Genomic DNA, 20,061 nt, shown 5'->3' on the forward strand with positions numbered 1-20,061 from the left:
TGCGTGACCAAAGCGGTGACCTTGCTCCGCTCAAGCTTTCTGGTGCCATGCTTCTCTTGCGTTCTACCCTTTTTCAGGTGCTGTTCTACCTGGTCACGTTTGTCGAAATGATCCTGTTTTCACCGGTCATGCTGTTGCCACGCAAATGGGGCTGGCCGATTGTACCGTTCTGGTCGCGGTCGCTGCTTTGGCTGATGCATGTCGTCGCAGGTATCAAGGTGGAAATCCGCGGCCGGGAAAATTTGCCGGAAGGCGGATACATCGCCGCCATGAAACATCAGTCTGCCTGGGAAACGGTCGCACTGATTCCGCTTTTTGCGAGCCCTACCTTCATCTTGAAACGGGAATTGCGCTGGATCCCGATATTCGGCTGGTACACGGCGAAATACAGACAGATCCCGATCAACCGCGGAAAACGTTCCGAAGCGCTCGCCGCCATGATGGAGGCGGCCAAGGAAGCGATTGCTGAAAAACGCCAGATCATGATTTTTCCTGAAGGGACCCGCAGGCCCGCAGGAGCAGAGCCAAAATACAAATACGGCATTGCCCATCTTTACAGGGACCTGAAATGCCCGGTCGTACCGATCGCTCACAATGCCGGGCTCTATTGGCCCCGGTCGTCCTGGAAAGTTTATCCAGGCACTGTGATTGTCGAGATCCTTCCGCCTATCGAGCCGGGTCTTGCGCCGGATGTCTTTTATGAGCAGTTGGTGGATACGGTCGAAACGGCAAGCAACAAGTTGATCGAGGAAGCCCGGCAGGCGCCCGTCCCGTCGCCTGTGCTGCGGGAAGTCGATGCAAGCAAGACCACCGAACCCGTCGGAAACAGCAGTTGACTGGAATTTCCCTAAAGGGCCTTCAATTTCTCTGCGAGCCAGGCAAGGTTGCTGTCCGCAATGCCCATCTCTTCCAGGTGGGAGGCGGTATTGATCACGTATTCGGGATTTTCGCCTGATTTACCGACAGCGCCGTTGACGATCTCAAGCTGTCTTTCCACTGGGAGAGCACCGGCATATTGCGCATGATCATGATCCACCATGTAGACGAGAGCCTGCACTTTTTCACCACTTTCAAGCTCGATATTGTGCCAGTGTTCCTTGTAGACCATTGTGGTCTGTTCGCGCGCACGAAGGTAGTCGAGCGTATCGGGCCAGATGTCCTCGGCGACCTGGTAAGCCATTCCGCGGCAGGCGCCGCCGTTGTCGAGACCGAAAACCAGGCCAGGACGGTCCTGCGTGCCGCGGTGAACCCATGAATAGACACACAATGCCCTGTGGGCACCGCGCAACAGGGCCTGCTCGGAGCGCAGATGATCAAATCCCGGGTTCCACATCAGGGATCCGTAGCCAAATACCCAAAAATTGCTCATATCGCCCTATCTATCCTTTAGTCGGTAGCGGAGATAGCAATACCTGGTCGATGATTCAATGCGTGGCGCAGGTTGCCCGAACAAGAATGCCCCAAACAGGGAATTGAAACCGTGTCAGAAAACGAAAGCAAACCGGCAAGGTCCTCCAGGCGCCGGTTCATAATTCTCTTGAGTGTGATCGTGCTGGTCGTTGCTGGCTGGTCTGGTGCCTGGGTCTACGGCCGGTCCGTGCTGGCCGGGCAGCTCGACCTGCAGATGAAGGCCATGGCAAAGGAAGGTGTTCAGGTCAGCTGCGCGGATCTTTCCATCAGCGGGTACCCTTTCCGCTATGAGGTCTACTGCAAGGAGCTGATCTCCCGGGACAGGACCGGTGCTGAAGGTTCTCTTGGTGCGCTGAATGCCGTCGCGTTGATCTACAATCCCTGGCACATCATAGTCGAAGCCAAGGCACCGGCGTCGGTCGCCGAACCGCTGAGCGGTCTCCTCGGCGAAGTGAAGTGGGAGACGGCACGGGCAAGTGTCAAATTTTCCAGCGCCTCGCTCGGCGCCTTTGACGCGGTTCTGGAGAAGCCGGAAGCTGCGGTTGAAAACGCGGTTTCAGCGGGTGTTTTCGCGGCGGACAAGGCGGAAGTTCACTTGAGGGAATCACCAGAGCTGGCTGGCACGGTCGACGGATTCGTATCCATAGCCGCATTGCAGTTGAAATCGGTACCGAACCTCACCGAAACGATCGATCTTCGCGGCCACCTGCAGATAGAGGGCGGGTCCCCGCTCCTGGCGGGTGCTGATATAGTCAGCCTGGTGCAGTTCAACAACGGCAGTCTGCCGGTCAAGCTGGTCCTGATGGAAACAGTGATCGGCAAGAGCAGGCTGGGAGCGTCAGGAGATCTGGCCGTCAATGGAGACGGGACCGTGTCAGGTCAGCTGAACATGACAATTGGCAATGCTGATGGACTGCTTCAAACGCTGAAGCCGCTGTTTCCGCCGCAGGACAACGGATTTTCCGTTGCCCAAACCGTCGTTCAAAGCCTGAAGGCAACCGAAAAGGAAGTCGACGGCGTTCCCTCGATCACGTTGCCGGTTGCGATTGATCATGGGGTCGTTCGTGTCGGTTTCCTGTCCCTCGGTCGGATCCCGCCACTCTTTTCGGCCGGATCCTGACGCCGCGTCCATCCGGGGCACGGGAGGTTTGACCGTGCCGGCGCGGAGCCGAATTCCTCGACGGTTCAGTCTCCGGCAACCCTGTCGATCGGGATCACATAGCTCTTGCGATGGTCAGGTTCGGCAATTTTTTCGTAAAGCGCGACCGCCGGGGCGTTTTTGCCGGGGACAATCCAGCGCAGATGCAACCAGCCGCGCCTCTGGCCTTCGCTGACAAGCGTTTCGATTATCTTCCGTCCGGTTCCCTGGTTGCGGTGGTCGGGATGAACGTAGATGTCATCCAACTGACCGATTCGCAGTCCCGTGATCAGTTCGGGCAAGTCGAAATAAACGCCAAAACCGACCAGATCATTGGCGACGAACGCCCCAAGAACCTCGGCGGACTTGTCGCCCAAAATGCGTTCAGCGTAGTACTCGTCGGGTCTGCGCGGCGCTCCGCGTTTGAGCGCCTGGGCATTTTCGGCAATGAGTGGCGCGAGCTGATGGGCATTTTCCGGCCCAAGGACCCTGATTTCCGCAGTTGTCATGAATTCCCCGGATATGGCAGATGAAAATAGTGACCCCCAACATGTCCCGAAACAGGAGCCGGGATCAAGGACCTGAATCAAAATCCGTGAAATGGGCACCCAAGTCTTTTGCTATGCGGCATTTCATGCCAAGAGCGAACTGGAAAACAGAATCGGACGATGGGTAATGGCGGAAACCGGACGTGTGAAGGCAACGGCAATCGGGCTGAGCGCAGTTCTGATGTGGGCGACGCTCGGCGTCTTCGGGGCCGGTTCTGGCGATGTTCCACCGTTTTTGCTGAATGCGCTCTGTTTCGGCATTTCAGGAACCCTTGCGCTGATCTGGCTGACGGTTTCGGGAAAGCTTGATCGTCTTCGCCAGCCGCTCAAAGTCTGGGCCTTCGGCACCATAGGACTGTTCGGCTTCCATTTTTTCTACTTCACGGCGATCCGGAACGCTCCTCCGGTCGAGGCCAACCTGATCAACTACACCTGGCCACTTCTGATCGTGTTGTTTTCAGCACTGCTGCCGGGTGAAAAACTCCGGATCCATCATGTTATCGGAACCATCCTGGGTCTTGCCGGCGCAGCACTGCTGATCAGCGGCGGAGAAGGAATTCAGTTCTCGGGCGGATTCGCGATCGGATACGGAGCAGCGGTTACCTCCTCACTATTCTGGGCAAGTTACTCTGTTCTGTCGCGGCGGCTCGGGGCAGTGCCGACCGAGGCGGTAGCGGGATTTTGTCTGATGACGGCCATCCTCTCCGTTTGCTGCCATATCGCGCTTGAAGAGACCGTTTGGCCTGCCGGATCACTGGAATGGGCCTCGGTCCTTGCTCTTGCGCTGTTTCCGGTCGGCCTTGCCTTTTTCACCTGGGACATCGGCGTCAAGCGCGGCGACATTCAGGTGCTTGGAGCAGCTGCCTATTCCGCTCCCCTGTTGTCGACACTCCTGCTGATCGCGTTCGGCTTCGGAGCACTCACGATGTCCGTAGGAGTGGCTTGTCTTGCAATCACGCTGGGTGCCGTAGTCGCTGCAAAAGACATGATTTTCAAGAAAGGTCGTGGCGCCAAGACACCATGAAAAAGGCGAGTTGACCTTACCCCTTCGGCGGATATCGCGGAACTGAGCGATCCGTTAGGGTGCATTCAAGTCTCCAGCGAACAGTCCAGGATCCCTCAATGACACCATCGATCAGACCGCGCCGATCCGCTCTTTACATGCCGGGTTCAAATGCGCGAGCCCTTGAAAAGGCAAGGACACTCAATGTTGATTGTCTGTTGCTGGATCTCGAAGATGCCGTGGCGCCCGACGCCAAGGAACTTGCCAGAAACCAGATTGTCGAAGCTGTCGCGACGGGTGGATATGGTGAGCGGGAGGTCGTCATTCGCATCAACGGTCTCGATACGCCTTGGGGAGAAGCGGATCTGCAGGCAGCCGTCACCGCATCTCCGGACGCGATCCTTGTGCCGAAAGTCAATTCGCCTGCCGACCTTCAACGTGTCGCGCACATGCTTTCCCTTCACAATGCCCCTGATACGCTGAAGCTCTGGGCGATGATGGAAACACCGGAGGCAATGCTGAACGCCGGGGCCATCGGTTCCTGCGGCAAGGATCCGGCAGTCCGGCTTTCATGTTTCGTCATGGGGACCAACGATCTTGCCAAGGAAACCCGCGCCCGGTTGACGGCCGGCCGCGCCGCGATGATGCCCTGGCTGATGACTTGCGTTGCCGCGGCGCGTTCCGGTGGTATCGATATCCTGGACGGTGTTTACAACGCGTTCCAGGACACCGAAGGTTTTGCAGTCGAATGTGCGCAAGGAGCCGAAATGGGCATGGACGGCAAAACGCTGATCCACCCAAAACAGATCGATGCCTGTCACGCGGCATTCAGCCCGTCGGAAGACGAAATCGCCTGGGCCCGCAAGATCAACGAGGTGTTCGAACTTCCGGAAAATGCCGGCAAGGGCGCAATCCAGGTGGACGGCAAGATGGTTGAACGGCTACATGCCGATATGGGCAGGCGGGTGATCGCGATTGCCGATACCATCGCTGCCCGGGGCTAACCGAGAGGCCCGAACTCGGGTCACGCGGCTCCGCATACATCAAAAGGATTCTGGACCATGAAGCTCTACCGGCTCATCACAGGTATCGACGACAGCGAATTCTGTCACCGGGTCACGCAGGCTCTCAACAAGGGCTGGGATCTTTCCGGCTCGCCTACCATGGCTTACGACGCAACAAGAGGCGCGACAATCTGCGGCCAGGCCGTCACAAAGGAAGCCAAAGGACAATATTCCCCGGAAATAAAGCTCGGCGAATACTGACCACCGGATCAATTTGTGTTTGACCGTGATCCGGCATCAGGGCCGGATCATGATCTTTTTTCGCACTGGTGTCCGCTCGAACGTGTTTCAGTGCTTCAGCTTCGTCTCGAGAACCTTGGTGATCTCTTCTGCGTTGAAGGGCTCCTTCAGGAAATTGAACAGCGGTTCCAGTTTTTGTGCGCCTTCCAGATAATCCTCGTAGCGCAGCCGATAGCAGACATCCTTGTTCGAATCGGCATAAGCCTTTGTCAGGTTTTCGAAATTTTGCCACTTTCGCTTGACTTCGGCCTGTTCCATGTTCTTCCAGAATGAAGACTTGGCAACGTTCTCGAAGGACCGGTTCTGAAAGATGAACCGGCTCTTCGGAAAATAAGTCCGGATCGTGTCGAGGAATTTCGGGAAATACCGGGGATCGTTGTGATACCGGATCTCCTTGAAGCCGAGGACCCGTGCAGTGCCTTTCGGACAAAGCACCCTGGAGACGAACGTGTCAAAAAGACCCATCGCATAGTCATCAACGTCGACGTCTTCCATGCCGTACCAGGGGTCAAGGGACGTTCCCACCATCTTGCCGAAATAGGGTCGTTCAGTAGCGATCCTGGACCGCTCCGGTTCCTGACGCTGCTGAAAATTTCCTTCTCCGCGGATGGCTGTTATCGATCGGCACAAGTGCACCAGCGCGTTGCAGTTTTCTCCGCGAATGAAATATCCGGGAAGCGAATTCAAAAGGTGCTGCGTCAAAGTTGACCCGGATCGCCCAAACGCTACGACAAAGACAAATCCGTCTTTCGGGAAATACAGCGCAGGATACTGCTTGTGCAGTTGGAAGCTGTCCTCCCGAAACGGCAATACATTCGACATGATGCGATCTCCTGAAAATCAGACTGAACGTCCGCAAAATTACGTTCAGCCCGGCACTTCGCCTAAAACCATAGATCCGCATTGTCCTGTTCAAGCCATCAGTCTTGCTTTGCCGACGGCTCGTAAAACTGAGATGGATCTCGTGCACAATATTTTTTCTGAATAATGTCTATTTTCGCAAATATGTCTAGAAGTACTTTAAATGAATCCAGAAAGCTAAAAATTGTTTCGAAAATGCTATTAAATACTTTTTATTTATTTGAATACGAGTTCATCTTTCAGAAAGAATGTCAGTTCGAAAACATGGCGTCGAAAAGCCGGGTGTAGATTTCCTTCACCAGTCCAGCTTCCTGATGCCCCTGCCGGTAGAGATTGCTCAGCCCGGGGGCAGCATTCACCTCCAGTACGACAGGAGCCGAGCCAGGGTCCGTTTCTTCAGGTACAATCAGGTCTACACCTGCGTAGCGCAAGCCGAGGCTTCTGGTGGACTTACAGGCGATGTCAAGAAGGTCAGGTGCGATCTTGTCAGTAATGATCTGAGCCGATCCGCCGGAAGACAGATTGGACACGGGAAGTACCGAAACGATTTGCCCGGCAGCCGGAACACTTTCCGGCGTCAGTCCCTGCAAAGACAATTGGTCTGCAAACCGGCTGTCGGCCGGACTACTCCGGTCATCGGCAACGACAAGTTCCGAAACCGGGCGCCTACCGTCGCCGGTCACCTGCGGAGGCCTGCGTTCGATGGCGCACAGGACGTCACCGTCAAGAACGACAATCCGGATATCCCTGCCTTTCATTTCTTTCTGGACAAGGATTTGGGCGTGACGACTTGCGATTTCGCGAAGCGCTGTGTGAAGCGCATCATAAGAATCGACCCGAACAACGTCCCGGCCTTCCTTTCCGCAATTGGGTTTTACAAACAGCGCGTAATCTTGCTTTGCCGCGAAATCGAGTACGTCCTTGTTCAATGGCTTCCCGTCCTTGATATCTGAGCCGAAGACAAGGAGTGTTGCCGGCACGGCAACACCGTTCATATCAAGGAATTTTGCCGTATAGGCCTTGTCATTCGCGATTTCCGCACTGCCGAACGGATTTATGTCGAACCGGGCGCCCTTGAAATACCAGCGCTTCCCTTCAGGGCTCTCGATAAGACCGGCGTGGCCATGGGGATCACCTGCGATCAGGCGCAGGTTTTTTTGTGCGCAAAATGGTTCCAGTAACCGGAACACAAGTGACCGACCTGTTGCATCAGGCTTATCCTGAGGTGCCAAATCTGCTCAGTTCCGGCCCTTGCGCTGATTTGCATTGGCCAGGTAGTCGATCTTGAACAGATCCGGGTTGGTCGGCGCATTGGAAACAACGTTGTAGACAGCAACAGACGTGTCATAGCCCTGCTGGTCGGTGACGGTCCATTGCTTCAGCGCAAAGTCATCGGTGTCAAAGATGAGCGTCAATGTGCCTGAATTGAACTTGGTCTTGTCAAAAATCGTGACGGTGATCAGGTCTTTTTCGACCAGCACGTTGGTGACATTCGTGTCTTTTTCCAGGTTAATCGAATCGGACAGGAGGAAACGGAGCGGTGTCTGTCCGAGGGGCCAGATGTCCTGTGTGTTCAGCTTGCGGTCACGCACGGAAACCGACTTTCCGTCCGCTACGATGTCGAGCACGGAGGGTTTGTTGTAGTAGAAACGCACCTTTCCAGGACGGGCTATGTAGAACTTGCCGTCAGACTGGCTGCCATCCGGACCGAACTGGATGAAATCGCCATGCATGGTTTTCACGGAGTTGAAATAGGTACTCAGTTCCTGAAGCGTTTTCTGCTCTTGCTGGGTCAGTGCTTGCGCCGGAAGCAGAAGGGTCAATGTTATGGCTGCTGCCAAAAACGGCCGGCTGAGATGTCCGGCCAGGCGAAGAGCAAAGCGTTTCAGCATGATGCAATGTCCTAAATCGTTATTTGCCGCAATTATTATACCCTAGCTATTCAGAGTGTGTGGCAAAGCTTTGGCATTTGGGACTTAAAACTCTTCCTCAACGCCGTTTTGCACGAGAATTTCCCGTTTTCCGGCATGGTTTGCGGGACTGATCAGGCCCTCCTGCTCCATGCGTTCAATCAGGGAAGCCGCACGGTTGTAACCGATCGAAAGACGTCGCTGAACGTAGGAGGTAGACGCCTTCTTGTCGCGCAGAACGATTGCCACTGCCTTGTCATAAAGCTCGTTACCTTCCCCGCCACTGGCCAGTCCGCCTCCGTCATAGGGGCTTTCCGCCTCGTCTTCTTCCTCGGTGACGGCTTCGAGATATTGCGGCGTGCCCTGAACTTTCAGATGCTTGACGATATCCTCCACTTCGTCATCGGCAACGAATGGCCCGTGCACGCGCTGGATACGTCCTCCACCCGCCATGAACAACATGTCACCCATGCCAAGCAATTGCTCGGCGCCCATCTCGCCCAGGATCGTTCGGCTGTCGATCTTGGAAGTGACCTGGAACGAGATTCGGGTCGGGAAATTGGCCTTGATCGTGCCGGTGATGACATCCACGGACGGGCGTTGCGTCGCCATGATCAGGTGAATGCCGGCAGCACGCGCCATCTGGGCAAGACGTTGGATTGCCCCTTCGATGTCCTTGCCGGCAACCATCATCAGATCGGCCATCTCGTCGACGATCACGACAATGTACGGCATTGCCTCGAGCGGCAGTTCCTCGTCCTCGTAGATCGGTTGGCCGGTGTCCCGGTCAAATCCGGTCTGTACGGTGCGGGTGAAACTTTCGCCCTTTTCGAGCGCCTGCTTGATCCGGGTGTTGTAGCCATCAATGTTGCGGACACCCATCTTGGACATCTTCTTGTAGCGGTCCTCCATCTCGCGCACAGTCCATTTCAGCGCGACGACCGCTTTCTTCGGATCGGTAACCACCGGTGTCAGAAGGTGTGGAATGCCGTCATATATGGAGAGTTCAAGCATCTTCGGGTCAATCATGATCAGCTTGCACTGTTCCGGCGTCAGCCGGTAAAGCAGCGACAGGATCATGGTGTTGATCGAGACGGACTTGCCCGAGCCGGTAGTCCCGGCGACCAGGAGGTGCGGCATGCGCGCCAGATCCGCAACGACGCTCTCGCCGTTGATCGTCTTGCCAAGGGCCAGTGGTAGCTTCGCCTTGGATTTTTCAAAGTCCTGGGCGGCAATCAGTTCACGCAGGAAAACCGTTTCCCGGCGAGCGTTCGGCAGTTCAATACCGATGGCATTCTTGCCCGGAATAACTGCCACACGGGCTGAAATCGCGCTCATCGAACGGGCAATATCGTCGGCAAGACCGATGACGCGGGAGGATTTGATGCCGGGCGCTGGCTCAAGTTCGTAGAGTGTGACGACCGGACCCGGACGCACTTCGATGATTTCGCCGCGGACGCCGAAATCCTCCAGGACACCTTCCAGAATGCGGGCATTCTGCTCAAGGGCGTCAGCCGACAGACCCGGAACCTTTCCGCCAACCTTGGGTTCGGAAAGCAACCGGAGAGGGGGCATTTCGTATTCCTCGGGTGCGCCGAGGAAAGAGGGTTGCGCTTCCGCGATCGCACGCTTGCTTTGCTTGGGCCTAGGCGCAGGTGGTATGACCCGACCGCTCTGGCTTGACTGGACGTCGGGCTGACCTGCCGCCACCTGCGGCTGATCGGGAGCAGCAATGCCAACTGGCATTATCTGTTGGCCGGCAACGGGACCCTTATCGATCAGGAGTTCTTCAGGTTCGAAGCCTTCTCCCTCCTCTTCGTAAGGTTCATCGGCGTAGGGATCATCCATGCCGTCTTCTTCCGCCTGATGGCCCCGACCGTAAAATTCGTCCAGGCCATCGTCGTCCTCCGGCATCAAACGGCCTTTCAGGGCCCGGCGGAAAACCGAAAGGCGACCCTGATTGCGGTCGTCTTCCGGTTCAAGGTCACCCTCGAAATCGTCTTCATCCCAATTGTCTTCGTCTTCACCGAGATGTTGCTGCTTGCGACCGGTCAGACGGCGGAACTGGGTCTGGCCCTGCAATCGCCAATGTTCCATCTGCCCGACAAAGGCACTGAAAAAGAGTGAAAGCCGGGATTCGCTTTCATCGTCCTCAAGGCCGAGCTCCTCCTCGATCGACCGGCCGTGGCCCTTCGCGGCGCGGGCAGGTTTGCCGACATCGTTATCGGCACCGTCATCGGGCAGGTCTTTGTCTCCGAGCCAGCCCGCCGCGGACATGAGAAAGAATATTGCCGGCACGCCGAGGCCCAGGCCGCCGACAATCGTTGCGGCACCGGATGTCATGTTGGATGTGATTATTGCCGGCAACTGGTGGACAGTGTCACCGAAAAATCCGCCAAGGCCGGTCGGCAGCGGCCAGCTGTCCGGAACGGGAAGCGCAGCCAGAGCGCCGGCCGAAAGACTGGAGCCTATCGCCCAAAAGAACAGCCGTTTCCTGCCGATACCGAGCGCATGTCCGGCCAGAAGCCGCCAACCCCAGAGTACGAGAGGGATTAGAAAGACGGCCGTTGCAAGGCCGATCGTCTGCATGAGAATGTCGGCAACGATGGCGCCAACAGAGCCCAGCGCATTGCGGACGGACCCGCTCGTCGCGTGATTGAGACTTGGGTCGTTGACGGACCATGTCGCCAGAGCGGCGGCAAGCATGGCGGCCAGCGCAATGATGCCGAGCCCGGAGGCACCGACCAGATTGCGCCTCAAGAAGCGCTTGACGGGACTTTCGGTGTCCAGAAGGTCTACCGGCGACCGGCGGCCGTTGCTGCGTACTGCACTGGCTCGTCTCATGCCTGTTCTCCAAACCAGTTTGCCATGCGTTCAAGTGCGACTTCCGTCTGCTCAAGCGGAGCGACCAGTCCGATACGGATAAAGTCGCGGCCGGGGTTGCTGCCGTCGGATTGATCCGACGCCAGGAAACCACCGGGAACGACCTTGACACCGATGTCTCGCCAAAGGCGCTTCGTGACAGTCACACCATCACCCCACTTGCCGACATCAAGCCAAAGAAAAAACCCGCCCTCGGGTGTTACCGACCCCATGATCGGCCCAAGAAAACGTTCAGCCGCTTCGAATTTCTCGTTGTATAGGCGCCTGTTTTCAGCGACATGCGCCTCGTCCTGGTATGCCCGGACTGCAACGGCCTGTGCGGGGAGCGAGACCTGCGGTGCCGCAAGGCCCCGGAATTTTGCCCATTTGCGCAGAAACACCGGATCCCCCGCCGCAAAACCACAGCGCAAGCCCGCGAGATTGGAGCGTTTCGACAGGGAGTTCAGAACAATGATATTGGAAAAATCGGTATTCATTGCCCTGGCGGCTTCCAGAATTCCGGGAGGCGGATCGCTGCGATAGATCTCCGAATAGCATTCGTCAGCGAAGATGTAGAAGCGGTGCTTGCGGGCCAGCCCGATCAAACGCTGCCAAAAGGCAATGTCCGCGGGATAGCCTTCCGGATTTGTCGGAGAAGCGATGTAGAAGGCAACGGTTTCATCGAGGAGATCTGCGTCGAGGTTGTCGAGATCCGGCAGGAAATTGTTGCCCGGAACGGCGTCCAGCAGCACGGCCCTTGCGTCAGCAACATGGGCCGCCGCCGCATAGGTCTGATAAAACGGGTTCGGCAGCACGACAACGGGGTGATCAAGCCCCTTGTCCAGTTGGTCCCGGGCGGCGATCGCGCCGAAGGAAAGTCCTTCACGGGATCCGTTCAGCGGCAGAACGCCGTGATCCGCGTCGATTGTGCCACCAAGGCGATAGCGTCGGTCGAGCCAGTCCGCCACGGCCCTGCGAAACTCCGGTGTCCCGTTGATTGGTGGGTATCGGCGGAAGTCGCCGATATTTTCAGCAAGAACTTCAGCCGTAAAATCGGGAATGGCATGCTGGGGCTCGCCGATGGTCATGACAACCGGGTCAAGCCCGGGCGTCTCGCCTTCGAGGAGCTCGGCAAGGCGCTGGAAAGGGTTGGAGCTCGGCAGGACAGCGCCGCGCTTATAGGCTTTGGGGCTGGAAATCATCTAAAATCCGGCAGTCGTTACGCAGTACATTGACGCAACCCTATCGTGCCCTTGGTAAATCTCTTATTAACCAAGCACGGAAAACGGTCATTTCATGTAACCGATTGCCTGCCGGGGGGAACTTTTCTAAGGTCGCCTGAAAACAATCCCGCATTGATCGCAAAGGGTTTTCATGGCGGAAAAAAAGGCTCCGGTTGCCGTTGTCTGCTTCGGCGACTCCCTCACCTGGGGGTTCAACCCTGTGGACAAATCCAGATACGGCCACGACGTGCGCTGGACCCGGCGGCTGCAGATGGAACTTGGGACGGACTACTACGTGATCGAGGAGGGTGTTAACGGGCGCACCACCGTGTTCGAGGACCCGACAAGAGGTGACAAGAACGGGCTCGCGCATCTTGCCACCGTGCGCAAAACCCATATGCCGATCGACGTGCTGGTCATCATGCTCGGATCCAACGATCTCCAGGACCGGTTCAACATGAGTGCGGAGGCCATCGGTCTTGCGATGGGGCGGGTGCTGTTCGAGGCGACGCGGGCAACCGATGATGTTGAAGGCAGGGCTCCGAAGGTTCTTTTGATGGCGCCGCCGCCGCTCGGCGACTTTTCGGGTCTCGAATATGAAGGTCTTTATTCCAATGCGCACGGGGGCGCCCAGTCACGGCGTCTCGCAGAGGTTTATGCGCGCCTTGCGGAGCAATACGGCACCGCTTTTCTGGATGTCGGGAAGCACATGAATGCGAGCCCGGTTGATGCCATCCATTTCGAAGCAGCGCCACAGGCAAATCTGGCGAAAGTCATTGCAAATGAGGTCCGAGGGCTGGCCGGCATCTGATTTAGACCTTGAGTTTTTCCAATGCCTTTCGAATGCGCACTTTTACCGAGCCAGCCGTCTCGCATGCGTCAGAACGTTCCAGCGTTTCAATCGCATGGGATTTATGCGCCGGAAACCGCTGGGCTAACACGGCGAGCGCGTAGTGAGACCAGGCGCGCACGAACTTGTTTTCAGATGTCAGTCCGCTGTCGATCATCTGCCTGAGGGGGTCTTCCAGATGTTCCGGGATCTGCAAATGCTCGAAATACTGAAGAAAGTGCAGTCGGGCTTCCCAGTCGGTTAGCTTCGGCGCGAAGGCTGCGTGCCTCGCTGCTAACTGTTCCGGAAGCCCGCTTCTGGATTTTGCCACGTAATGCTTCAAAAGCCACGTTGCGCCGCGCTCACACTCCTCAATCTCGCAGAGCTCAACCAGGTGAACGGTGAAGTCCGGTTCTGTCGCAAAGCTTGAGTAGGCATGCTCCAGCGGCGCGGTATCCTTACCGTCCCACTTTCGGAGAATCTGGGCGAGTTGCATGCGCATGAGCTAGGGGCAGGCCCTCAAAAGTCAACCGTCAGGCCCTTGATCTCCCAATCATCGTACCGGGTCGGTTCCAGTCCGCCGCGGCCGTTGATCTCATCCGGCATGGCATCTTGTTTCGCGTCGATCTGTTTCCGGCGCTCGTCGGCCTCGAGAAGAGCGCGCTGGGCAGCAGGTGGGAGGTCCTCGAAACGTTTCTTCGGCTCCGCTGCGGTCTCTGTCTTCAGCGAAGGAGCTTCACTCTGGCTGTAGCTCGCGGTCGGTTCTTTCTGGTCGTGCGTCATGTTAGCTATCGGCTGGCTGCATGTTTCGGTTATGTCGTCCTGATTATCTTATATAAGGCATGACTGCCGGATTTGGCAGTGGGCGTATTCCAGTATCGGTATTGCTCGATTGGGCTCATAGCCGTGAATATTAGGCTGCGGCGGGCAGCCCCGCGCGGTGTACATTTCGTCCGATTTGGTTATGCCCGACTGTGCGCGGCTTCAGGTGCCGCGAGCGGCAATTGGGTGTGCCGTGGTTGCCTGTATCTGACAAGCAGGAATAAACCGGCTGGAACCGCGGCTACCAGCAAAAATACCAAGGTCGCATGGGTTCCCAGGGTTGAAGGCCAGATCGACAGGAGCAACACATAGACAAAAGGTTGCATCCAGGTAATGCCCGCCAGAAACTGCAACTCCATTGGCCAGTCAGGCATCGACCTGGCAACGAAAAGTACGCCTGCGGCAAACAGGGGCCAGCTGTAGTACAGAAAGGACGGTGCAACGATGGTGCTGAGCAGCAAAACAAACCCGATACGCAACTCATAAGGCAAGCGGGAAGGCAAGCGGAGTGTGCAGATCACGCCCAGTATGATTGCTGCAAAGACGAGCGCCGCTCTCAAACCCATATCGACATGCATCCGGCCCAAAAAAGACCGGAGCGAGGTGTCCCATTCCAGGGCCGTGAGTGCGTAGGCCTGATAAAGGGGCGTTGTGAAGGACGACATATAGCTCAGCAAAACATCTGGTCCGTAAAGGGCAAGTGAGAGGCCCGTCAGCACCAACGTGCCGAGCGTTGCCCAACCGATGCATCGCCAAGCGCCAATGCTGACCAAAAAGAAAGGAACAAGAAGCCCGTATTGCGGCTTAATTGTCGCGACGGCGAGCGACAAGCCGGCCAGAATGGGGCGTTGTTTTGCGTGAACAAGAGCAAAAACAATCAATGTTATTATAAAGATAGAAAGATTTAGCCGTAGAAGGATCTGAACCGTTCCAACGGAGGCGGCAAACAGCGCGGACACGGCCAGATTAAACCCTGCAAGTCGTGGAATCGCGAAGAGCGCTATCAGAGTCATTCCCAATACGATGATTTTCAGCGTGGCGAAATCCATCCAGGAAAAAACATGAAAGAGTGGGAGGGCATGCGGCGGATTTAAGAAAATCAGGTCTGATAGCCGTTCCGACAACCCGTCCCGGAACAACTCCGGATCGTAGACGTCCGCCGCTGATCCGGCATTGGACATCTCAGAGGCCCGATGAAACGCTGAGAGGTCCTCGACGCGGGCATCCTTCAGGGTTCGCGGAAAGTCAAAAACGGCGGACCTGACAGTCCACAAGGCTTGCAGCGTACCAAGCGCCGATATGATCAACAGCCACAAAAACGCGGGCCCGCCGAGTGTGTTTTTGACGGTTTTCGAGTGCCAGAACGGCAACAGGCTGCGAGCAGAAGACAAGGCAAAAATTCCTTTGTAAAAAATCAGGAGAATACAAACGGCGCAAAAACCTTAAGTTGCGCAGAAATCTAAAAAATGAGTTAAACTTCAGGTTGTGCAATTGAAAGTTGATTGAAAAAATCAGACGAAACGTCCGGCCGTGCCCAATAGACTTTTGCCACCCCGATCTCGTCGCAATAAGCGTTGTGCCTTTGTGACAAGGAAATCAGTCACGGAACCTGCGTGTCTCCATGGATTACGTCTTTGTAAGGCTCTTGTTGCGCAACTTGCCAAGCCTGACTTCAATACCCATCTTCAGTCAGGATTTTGACTTGATCGGCGCCAATGCGCGCCGGTGACAAAAGGACAGGAAACGGACACAGGCACTAATGAACTACATTCGTACGGCAATGCTGTTGGCGGGGATGACCGCCCTCTTTATGGGAATCGGCTTCATGATCGGTGGACAGTCGGGCATGCTGATTGCCCTGGCGATTGCTGCGGCCATGAATGTTTTCAGCTATTGGAATGCGGACAAGATGGTTCTGCGCATGCATCACGCGCAGGAAGTGGACGAGCGGTCGATGCCTGACTTTTACCGCATGGTTCAGCGGCTGGCACAAAATGCCGATCTACCGATGCCCAAGGTCTATATCATCAACAATCCGCAGCCAAATGCCTTTGCCACTGGACGAAATCCGCAAAATGCGGCTGTTGCAGCAACGACCGGACTGCTGAACATGCTGACACCTGAAGAGGTGGCCGGCGTGATGGCGCACGAACTCGCACATGTGAAGAACCACGACACGCTGATCATGACGATCACGGCGACGATCGCCGGGGCTATCTCGATGCTGGCCAATTTTGCGTTCTTTTTCGGCGGAAACCGTAACAACCCGCTCGGCATCGTCGGAATGCTCCTGATGATGATCGTGGCGCCGATGGCAGCCATGGTCGTGCAGATGGCGATCTCGCGGACACGCGAATATGCAGCCGACCGGATGGGTGCCCGAATCTGTGGTGAACCGATGTGGCTGGCTTCTGCCCTCGGCAAGATCGCCGGCGGCGTCGAGCGTATCCACAACCCCGACGCGGAAGCCAATCCGGCGACGGCACACATGTTCATCATGAACCCGCTGTCCGGAGAGCGGATGGATAATCTGTTTTCCACGCACCCAAACACGCAGAACCGGATTGATGAGTTGCGCAAGTTGTCCGATGGAGGACTGGGAACCGGCGGACGGGCCTCGTATGGCAGTGCCGGTTCCGCGCCAGGTTCAGGGCCTTGGGCAGGAATGGGCAGCCGGCCTGGCACCAGCGAGCCACACCGCCCGAAGGGGCCTTGGGGCTAGAACGTGATCACCGATGCTCAAAAACACCTTTTCTGACTGACCCGGAAGGAATAGGGTAAAACCATTGCGCCGCAGCCGGTCATCCGGTCTGCGGCGCTTGCCTTTCGCCGCCAGGACGCGGCTCCAGACAGGAACATTCCTTGAATAGTCGCTTGAGTAAAAAATCCGGACAGCCCGGCCCAAAGGAAACTGACCGACCCGAAAAGCCGGGATTTGCCGCCCGAAAGGTCGCGGCCGATATCCTGGGGAATGTCGTTCACAAGAAACGGCCCCTCGATGGAGAACTCGAGGCAGGATCCGGCCATTCGGGTTTTCGCGCTCTTGCCGGCAATGACCGGTCGCTGGTTCGCGCCATAATAGGGGCCGCATTGCGCCATCGGGGCGAGATCACGGAAATTCTCGATCGATTGCTGGACCGTCCGATCCCCGAGAAAACGGGCAGGATTCTGGACATTCTCCATGTGGCGATAGCGCAGATGCTGTTCCTTGATGTTCCGGACCGTGCTGCCGTTTCGCTGGCCGTCGACCATGCGGGACTGGATCGCAGGGCGCGTCCCTACAAGGGTCTCGTGAACGGTGTATTGCGGCGTCTCGGGCGGGAGAAGGAAGAGATCACGTCCGATATCGATGCAGAGAAGGTGAACACACCGGACTGGCTCTGGGACAGCTGGCAAGATGCCTATGGTGCAGAGGGCGCCCGGGCAATTGCACGATCGCACCAGTCGGAGGCGGCGCTTGACCTGACGGTGAAATCCGACCCGGAAAACTGGGCGGACAAGCTGGAGGGTCGCGTTGTCGGCAATGGAAGCGTAAGGTTGGTTCGCAAGGGAGCCGTAGACTCCCTTGACGGATTTGAAGAAGGCTCCTGGTGGGTTCAGGACGCGGCTGCGGCACTACCGGCCCGGCTGCTCGGCGACATTCAGGGCCTCAGGGTTGCCGATCTTTGTGCAGCGCCGGGCGGCAAGACGGCGCAACTCGCAGCGGCGGGGGCGCATGTGACGGCTGTCGACATCAGCAAAGGCCGCCTCAGACGGCTTGAAGAGAACATGACCCGGTTGGGCTTCGACGTGGAGACGATTGTATCCGACCTCCGGGAATTCGAACCGGACGACCCGTTTGACGCTGTCCTGCTGGACGCTCCCTGCAGTGCCACCGGGACAATCCGGCGCCACCCGGACGTCGCCTGGATCAAGTCGCCGTATGATGTCGAGAAACTGACCGAAATTCAGCGGGATCTGCTCGACAGGGTGCTTCCCTGGGTCAAGCCGGGCGGGTTGATCGTCTATTGCACGTGTTCGCTGGAGCCAGCAGAAGGAGAAGGGCAGGTTGCTGCATTTCTGCAACGGCACGCGGAATACATCCGCCTGATACCGATCGGATCCGACGAAATTGGTGGTCTCCATCAGTGCGTTACAGGTGAAGGATACCTGCGCTGCCTGCCCAGTCACGCTGCAGACCCGACAGCTGAATCAATCGGTATGGATGGCTTCTTTGCCGCGAGATTCAGGCGTTCTTAACGTAGCTTAAACCGTTCATTTGCAATGTTTATATCAATGAAATGCTAACCTTAATGGTCTGTTTCAGATTTGAAGAGCACTAGTGACGCTCTTGAGAACCGGAGAATTCACAATAGTAGCGCGTAAACCATCAGCATCGGGGATGGTTTGGTGAATATTGCAAGCCTCAACGAAAGAAGCCGAATCTGGCGTCTTGTGGCCCTGCATATCTGGCACCGTACCCTGAAATGGATGCATGGCGGACCAATCTTCCGCATGCAGCCGTTTTCGGCTGTGCCATCACGCCTGCTGATCGCGCCGCAGGATCTTCGAACGGCTGACGAAACCAATGCGGCCGACATTTACGGCGGCCGCTTTCTGTTTTCAGGCCATCTGGTGGAGACCCAGGGTCGCTCACCTTTCGAGCTGGATGCAGTCCACGAGGATTGGCAACGCGAACTGCACAGCTTTGGCTGGCTGCGGGATCTGCGCGCGTCCGACAGTCAGATTGCGCGCCAGAACGCCCGTGTTCTGGTTCAGGACTGGATGAAGTATTGCGGACGGCGGCATGTCATCGGCTGGGAAGCACCGGTCGTGACACAGAGAATTTTGTCCTGGCTGGCCCATTCGCCCTTCATTCTCCAGGACGGTGACCACGAATTTTACCGCAGCTTCGTGAAGTCTCTGTCGAGACAGGTCCGTTACCTGCGGCAGACAATCAACGAGACCGAAGACGGGGTTGTACGGCTTCGGGCATCGCTGGCGGTAGCCTCGGCTTGCATTTCCATGGCAGGTCAGGGTCGGTTTGCTCGGCAGAGCATCCGCCGGCTCGAGCACGAACTGACACGTCAGATACTCCCGGATGGCGGACACATCTCACGCAACCCCCGGGCACTTATCGACATCCTCGCGGACCTGCTGCCCGTCCGGCAGGCTTTTGTCTCGCAGGGTCTGGAAATGCCGCCTGCGATGCTGCAATCCGTCGATCGCATGATGCCGTTGCTGCGGTTTTTCCGCCATGGCGATGGTTCGCTCGCCCATTTCAACGGCATGGGGTCGACACCGAGTGACCTGGTTGCGACCATCCTTGCTTATGACGACGCCAGGGGTGCGCCCCCGGTAAATGCGCCCCACTCAGGCTATCAGCGCCTTGGCGGAGCGAACTCGGTGGTTCTGATCGATACGGGTGCGGTACCCGCACTCGGCGTTTCAGGCGACGCCCATGCCGGCTGCCTGTCCTTCGAGTTTTCTTCCGGAACAAACAGGATCGTCGTCAATTGCGGTGTCTCACCGAAGTCCAATCCTCTCTGGCGCAAGGTCAGCAGATCGACTGCGGCGCATTCGACAGCGACCGTCGAAGACACCTCTTCGTGCCGTTTCCTGTCGGAAAGACCTTTTGGGCGCCTTCTTGGCGCGCCCATTCTGTCTGGCCCGTCTTCGGTCGACGTTGACCGTGAAGACGACAAGGCGGGCAGCCGCATCACGGCCTCCCATGATGGCTACGCGTCGGAATTCAATGTCATCCACGAGCGTGACCTGCGGCTTTCGGGGGATGGGACCGTGCTCGACGGCATCGACACCTTGCGGGCAGTAGGGCCCGTCGACGCGGAGCATCACTATGCGCTTCGGTTTCACCTTCATCCGGGGCTTCGCACGTCCCTCTTGCGCAGCGGGTCTGCCGTTCTGATGGTCTGCCGCAGCGGAGAAGCGTGGGAATTCGAGGCGCCGGGCAGCGAATTGTCCCTGGAAGAGAGCATCTACCTGTCCGATGTCTTCGGCCACAGGAAGACGGACCAGATCGTGGTCACCGGATCGCTGCTCGAGGCGCCGTCGGTTGGCTGGCAATTCCGCAAGACGGCGACGGCAAAACTCAGCCGGCGCGGAACAACCGAGTTTGACGAACTGGATGAACTGCCGCTCGAAGAATAGGGTG

At 57.0% G+C, this 20,061-nt stretch carries 19 protein-coding genes; 9 read left to right on the forward strand and 10 right to left on the reverse strand.

From position 1 onward, the window contains the following. Positions 1-47: 47 nt before the first annotated feature. Positions 48-836, forward strand: coding sequence for a lysophospholipid acyltransferase family protein (locus LA5095_RS11995; protein WP_055115656.1), 789 nt, complete (start codon positions 48-50; stop codon positions 834-836). Positions 837-847: 11 nt separating this feature from the next. On the opposite strand, the gene LA5095_RS12000 is transcribed toward LA5095_RS11995, so the two are convergent. Then, positions 848-1,369, reverse strand: coding sequence for a gamma-glutamylcyclotransferase (locus tag LA5095_RS12000; RefSeq protein ID WP_055115149.1), 522 nt, complete (start codon positions 1,367-1,369; stop codon positions 848-850). A gap of 111 nt (positions 1,370-1,480) precedes the next feature. Here LA5095_RS12000 and LA5095_RS12005 point away from each other — a divergent pair, with 111 nt between their 5' ends. Then, entirely contained in the window at positions 1,481-2,530 is a 1,050-nt protein-coding gene (locus LA5095_RS12005) for a DUF2125 domain-containing protein (protein WP_144435965.1), read from the forward strand. A gap of 65 nt (positions 2,531-2,595) precedes the next feature. Here the strand turns inward: LA5095_RS12005 and LA5095_RS12010 are convergent, their stop codons facing one another. Next, on the reverse strand, positions 2,596-3,057 hold the full coding sequence (locus LA5095_RS12010) for a GNAT family N-acetyltransferase (RefSeq protein WP_055115153.1): 462 nt from the start codon (positions 3,055-3,057) through the stop codon (positions 2,596-2,598). Between the two features lie 166 nt (positions 3,058-3,223). On the opposite strand from LA5095_RS12010, the gene yddG reads away from it, so the two are divergent. The 3 genes from yddG (at position 3,224) to LA5095_RS12025 (ending at position 5,364) form a co-directional block, all read left to right on the forward strand. Continuing rightward, positions 3,224-4,120, forward strand: coding sequence for an aromatic amino acid exporter YddG (yddG, locus tag LA5095_RS12015; protein WP_055115658.1), 897 nt, complete (start codon positions 3,224-3,226; stop codon positions 4,118-4,120). Positions 4,121-4,218: 98 nt separating this feature from the next. Beyond that, positions 4,219-5,103 (forward strand): HpcH/HpaI aldolase/citrate lyase family protein, encoded by an 885-nt coding sequence (locus LA5095_RS12020; RefSeq protein WP_055115155.1) that lies wholly within the window; start codon positions 4,219-4,221, stop codon positions 5,101-5,103. A gap of 57 nt (positions 5,104-5,160) precedes the next feature. Beyond that, positions 5,161-5,364: a DUF1737 domain-containing protein gene (locus tag LA5095_RS12025; protein WP_055115157.1), complete on the forward strand. Its 204-nt coding sequence runs from the start codon at positions 5,161-5,163 to the stop codon at positions 5,362-5,364. Between the two features lie 87 nt (positions 5,365-5,451). Here the strand turns inward: LA5095_RS12025 and LA5095_RS12030 are convergent, their stop codons facing one another. The 5 genes from LA5095_RS12030 to LA5095_RS12050 form a co-directional block, all read right to left on the reverse strand. Then, complete coding sequence (locus tag LA5095_RS12030) at positions 5,452-6,225, reverse strand: sulfotransferase (protein ID WP_029060762.1); 774 nt, start codon at positions 6,223-6,225, stop codon at positions 5,452-5,454. A 290-nt stretch (positions 6,226-6,515) separates the two neighbouring features. After that, a complete protein-coding gene (locus tag LA5095_RS12035; RefSeq protein ID WP_055115159.1) occupies positions 6,516-7,496 on the reverse strand; it encodes an ATP-grasp domain-containing protein in 981 nt (326 codons plus the stop codon). Between the two features lie 6 nt (positions 7,497-7,502). Next, on the reverse strand, positions 7,503-8,156 hold the full coding sequence (locus LA5095_RS12040; RefSeq protein WP_055115160.1) for an outer membrane lipoprotein carrier protein LolA: 654 nt from the start codon (positions 8,154-8,156) through the stop codon (positions 7,503-7,505). Between the two features lie 84 nt (positions 8,157-8,240). Beyond that, complete coding sequence (locus LA5095_RS12045; RefSeq protein ID WP_055115162.1) at positions 8,241-11,018, reverse strand: FtsK/SpoIIIE family DNA translocase; 2,778 nt, start codon at positions 11,016-11,018, stop codon at positions 8,241-8,243. Then, on the reverse strand, positions 11,015-12,238 hold the full coding sequence (locus LA5095_RS12050; RefSeq protein ID WP_082442508.1) for an aminotransferase class I/II-fold pyridoxal phosphate-dependent enzyme: 1,224 nt from the start codon (positions 12,236-12,238) through the stop codon (positions 11,015-11,017). Before LA5095_RS12050 ends, LA5095_RS12045 begins: the two co-directional genes overlap by 4 nt. Before the next feature lie 172 nt (positions 12,239-12,410). Here LA5095_RS12050 and LA5095_RS12055 point away from each other — a divergent pair, with 172 nt between their 5' ends. Then, complete coding sequence (locus LA5095_RS12055; protein ID WP_055115164.1) at positions 12,411-13,070, forward strand: GDSL-type esterase/lipase family protein; 660 nt, start codon at positions 12,411-12,413, stop codon at positions 13,068-13,070. Between the two features lies 1 nt (position 13,071). On the opposite strand, the gene LA5095_RS12060 is transcribed toward LA5095_RS12055, so the two are convergent. The 3 genes from LA5095_RS12060 to LA5095_RS12070 all read right to left on the reverse strand — a co-directional run bounded on the left by LA5095_RS12060 (position 13,072) and on the right by LA5095_RS12070 (position 15,301). Beyond that, positions 13,072-13,584 (reverse strand): hypothetical protein, encoded by a 513-nt coding sequence (locus tag LA5095_RS12060; RefSeq protein ID WP_144435966.1) that lies wholly within the window; start codon positions 13,582-13,584, stop codon positions 13,072-13,074. A 23-nt stretch (positions 13,585-13,607) separates the two neighbouring features. Continuing rightward, positions 13,608-13,871, reverse strand: coding sequence for a DUF1674 domain-containing protein (locus LA5095_RS12065; RefSeq protein ID WP_082442509.1), 264 nt, complete (start codon positions 13,869-13,871; stop codon positions 13,608-13,610). 179 nt (positions 13,872-14,050) lie between these two features. Beyond that, a complete protein-coding gene (locus LA5095_RS12070) occupies positions 14,051-15,301 on the reverse strand; it encodes a glycosyltransferase family 87 protein (RefSeq protein WP_144435967.1) in 1,251 nt (416 codons plus the stop codon). A 368-nt stretch (positions 15,302-15,669) separates the two neighbouring features. On the opposite strand from LA5095_RS12070, the gene htpX reads away from it, so the two are divergent. The 3 genes from htpX (at position 15,670) to LA5095_RS12085 (ending at position 20,057) form a co-directional block, all read left to right on the forward strand. Continuing rightward, a complete protein-coding gene (gene htpX, locus LA5095_RS12075; protein ID WP_055115169.1) occupies positions 15,670-16,632 on the forward strand; it encodes a zinc metalloprotease HtpX in 963 nt (320 codons plus the stop codon). Between the two features lie 152 nt (positions 16,633-16,784). After that, on the forward strand, positions 16,785-18,149 hold the full coding sequence (locus LA5095_RS12080; protein ID WP_208992647.1) for an RsmB/NOP family class I SAM-dependent RNA methyltransferase: 1,365 nt from the start codon (positions 16,785-16,787) through the stop codon (positions 18,147-18,149). Between the two features lie 150 nt (positions 18,150-18,299). Further along, positions 18,300-20,057 (forward strand): heparinase II/III family protein, encoded by a 1,758-nt coding sequence (locus LA5095_RS12085; RefSeq protein ID WP_055115663.1) that lies wholly within the window; start codon positions 18,300-18,302, stop codon positions 20,055-20,057. Positions 20,058-20,061 lie beyond the last annotated feature (4 nt).

This window comes from Roseibium album, assembly GCF_001404515.1.
In the GTDB taxonomy this organism is placed as follows: Bacteria; Pseudomonadota; Alphaproteobacteria; order Rhizobiales; family Stappiaceae; genus Roseibium; species Roseibium album.

Excerpts from the sequence above, each read along its gene's own strand:
- LA5095_RS11995 (WP_055115656.1), top strand. The coding sequence starts at position 48 with ATGCTTCTCTTGCGTTCTACCCTTTTTCAGGTGCTGTTCTACCTGGTC.
- LA5095_RS12000 (WP_055115149.1), bottom strand. The coding sequence starts at position 1,369 with ATGAGCAATTTTTGGGTATTTGGCTACGGATCCCTGATGTGGAACCCG.
- LA5095_RS12010 (WP_055115153.1), bottom strand. The coding sequence starts at position 3,057 with ATGACAACTGCGGAAATCAGGGTCCTTGGGCCGGAAAATGCCCATCAG.
- yddG (WP_055115658.1), top strand. The coding sequence starts at position 3,224 with ATGGCGGAAACCGGACGTGTGAAGGCAACGGCAATCGGGCTGAGCGCA.
- LA5095_RS12020 (WP_055115155.1), top strand. The coding sequence starts at position 4,219 with ATGACACCATCGATCAGACCGCGCCGATCCGCTCTTTACATGCCGGGT.
- LA5095_RS12025 (WP_055115157.1), top strand. The coding sequence starts at position 5,161 with ATGAAGCTCTACCGGCTCATCACAGGTATCGACGACAGCGAATTCTGT.
- LA5095_RS12030 (WP_029060762.1), bottom strand. The coding sequence starts at position 6,225 with ATGTCGAATGTATTGCCGTTTCGGGAGGACAGCTTCCAACTGCACAAG.
- LA5095_RS12040 (WP_055115160.1), bottom strand. The coding sequence starts at position 8,156 with ATGCTGAAACGCTTTGCTCTTCGCCTGGCCGGACATCTCAGCCGGCCG.
- LA5095_RS12045 (WP_055115162.1), bottom strand. The coding sequence starts at position 11,018 with ATGAGACGAGCCAGTGCAGTACGCAGCAACGGCCGCCGGTCGCCGGTA.
- LA5095_RS12050 (WP_082442508.1), bottom strand. The coding sequence starts at position 12,238 with ATGATTTCCAGCCCCAAAGCCTATAAGCGCGGCGCTGTCCTGCCGAGC.
- LA5095_RS12055 (WP_055115164.1), top strand. The coding sequence starts at position 12,411 with ATGGCGGAAAAAAAGGCTCCGGTTGCCGTTGTCTGCTTCGGCGACTCC.
- LA5095_RS12060 (WP_144435966.1), bottom strand. The coding sequence starts at position 13,584 with ATGCAACTCGCCCAGATTCTCCGAAAGTGGGACGGTAAGGATACCGCG.
- LA5095_RS12065 (WP_082442509.1), bottom strand. The coding sequence starts at position 13,871 with ATGACGCACGACCAGAAAGAACCGACCGCGAGCTACAGCCAGAGTGAA.
- htpX (WP_055115169.1), top strand. The coding sequence starts at position 15,670 with ATGAACTACATTCGTACGGCAATGCTGTTGGCGGGGATGACCGCCCTC.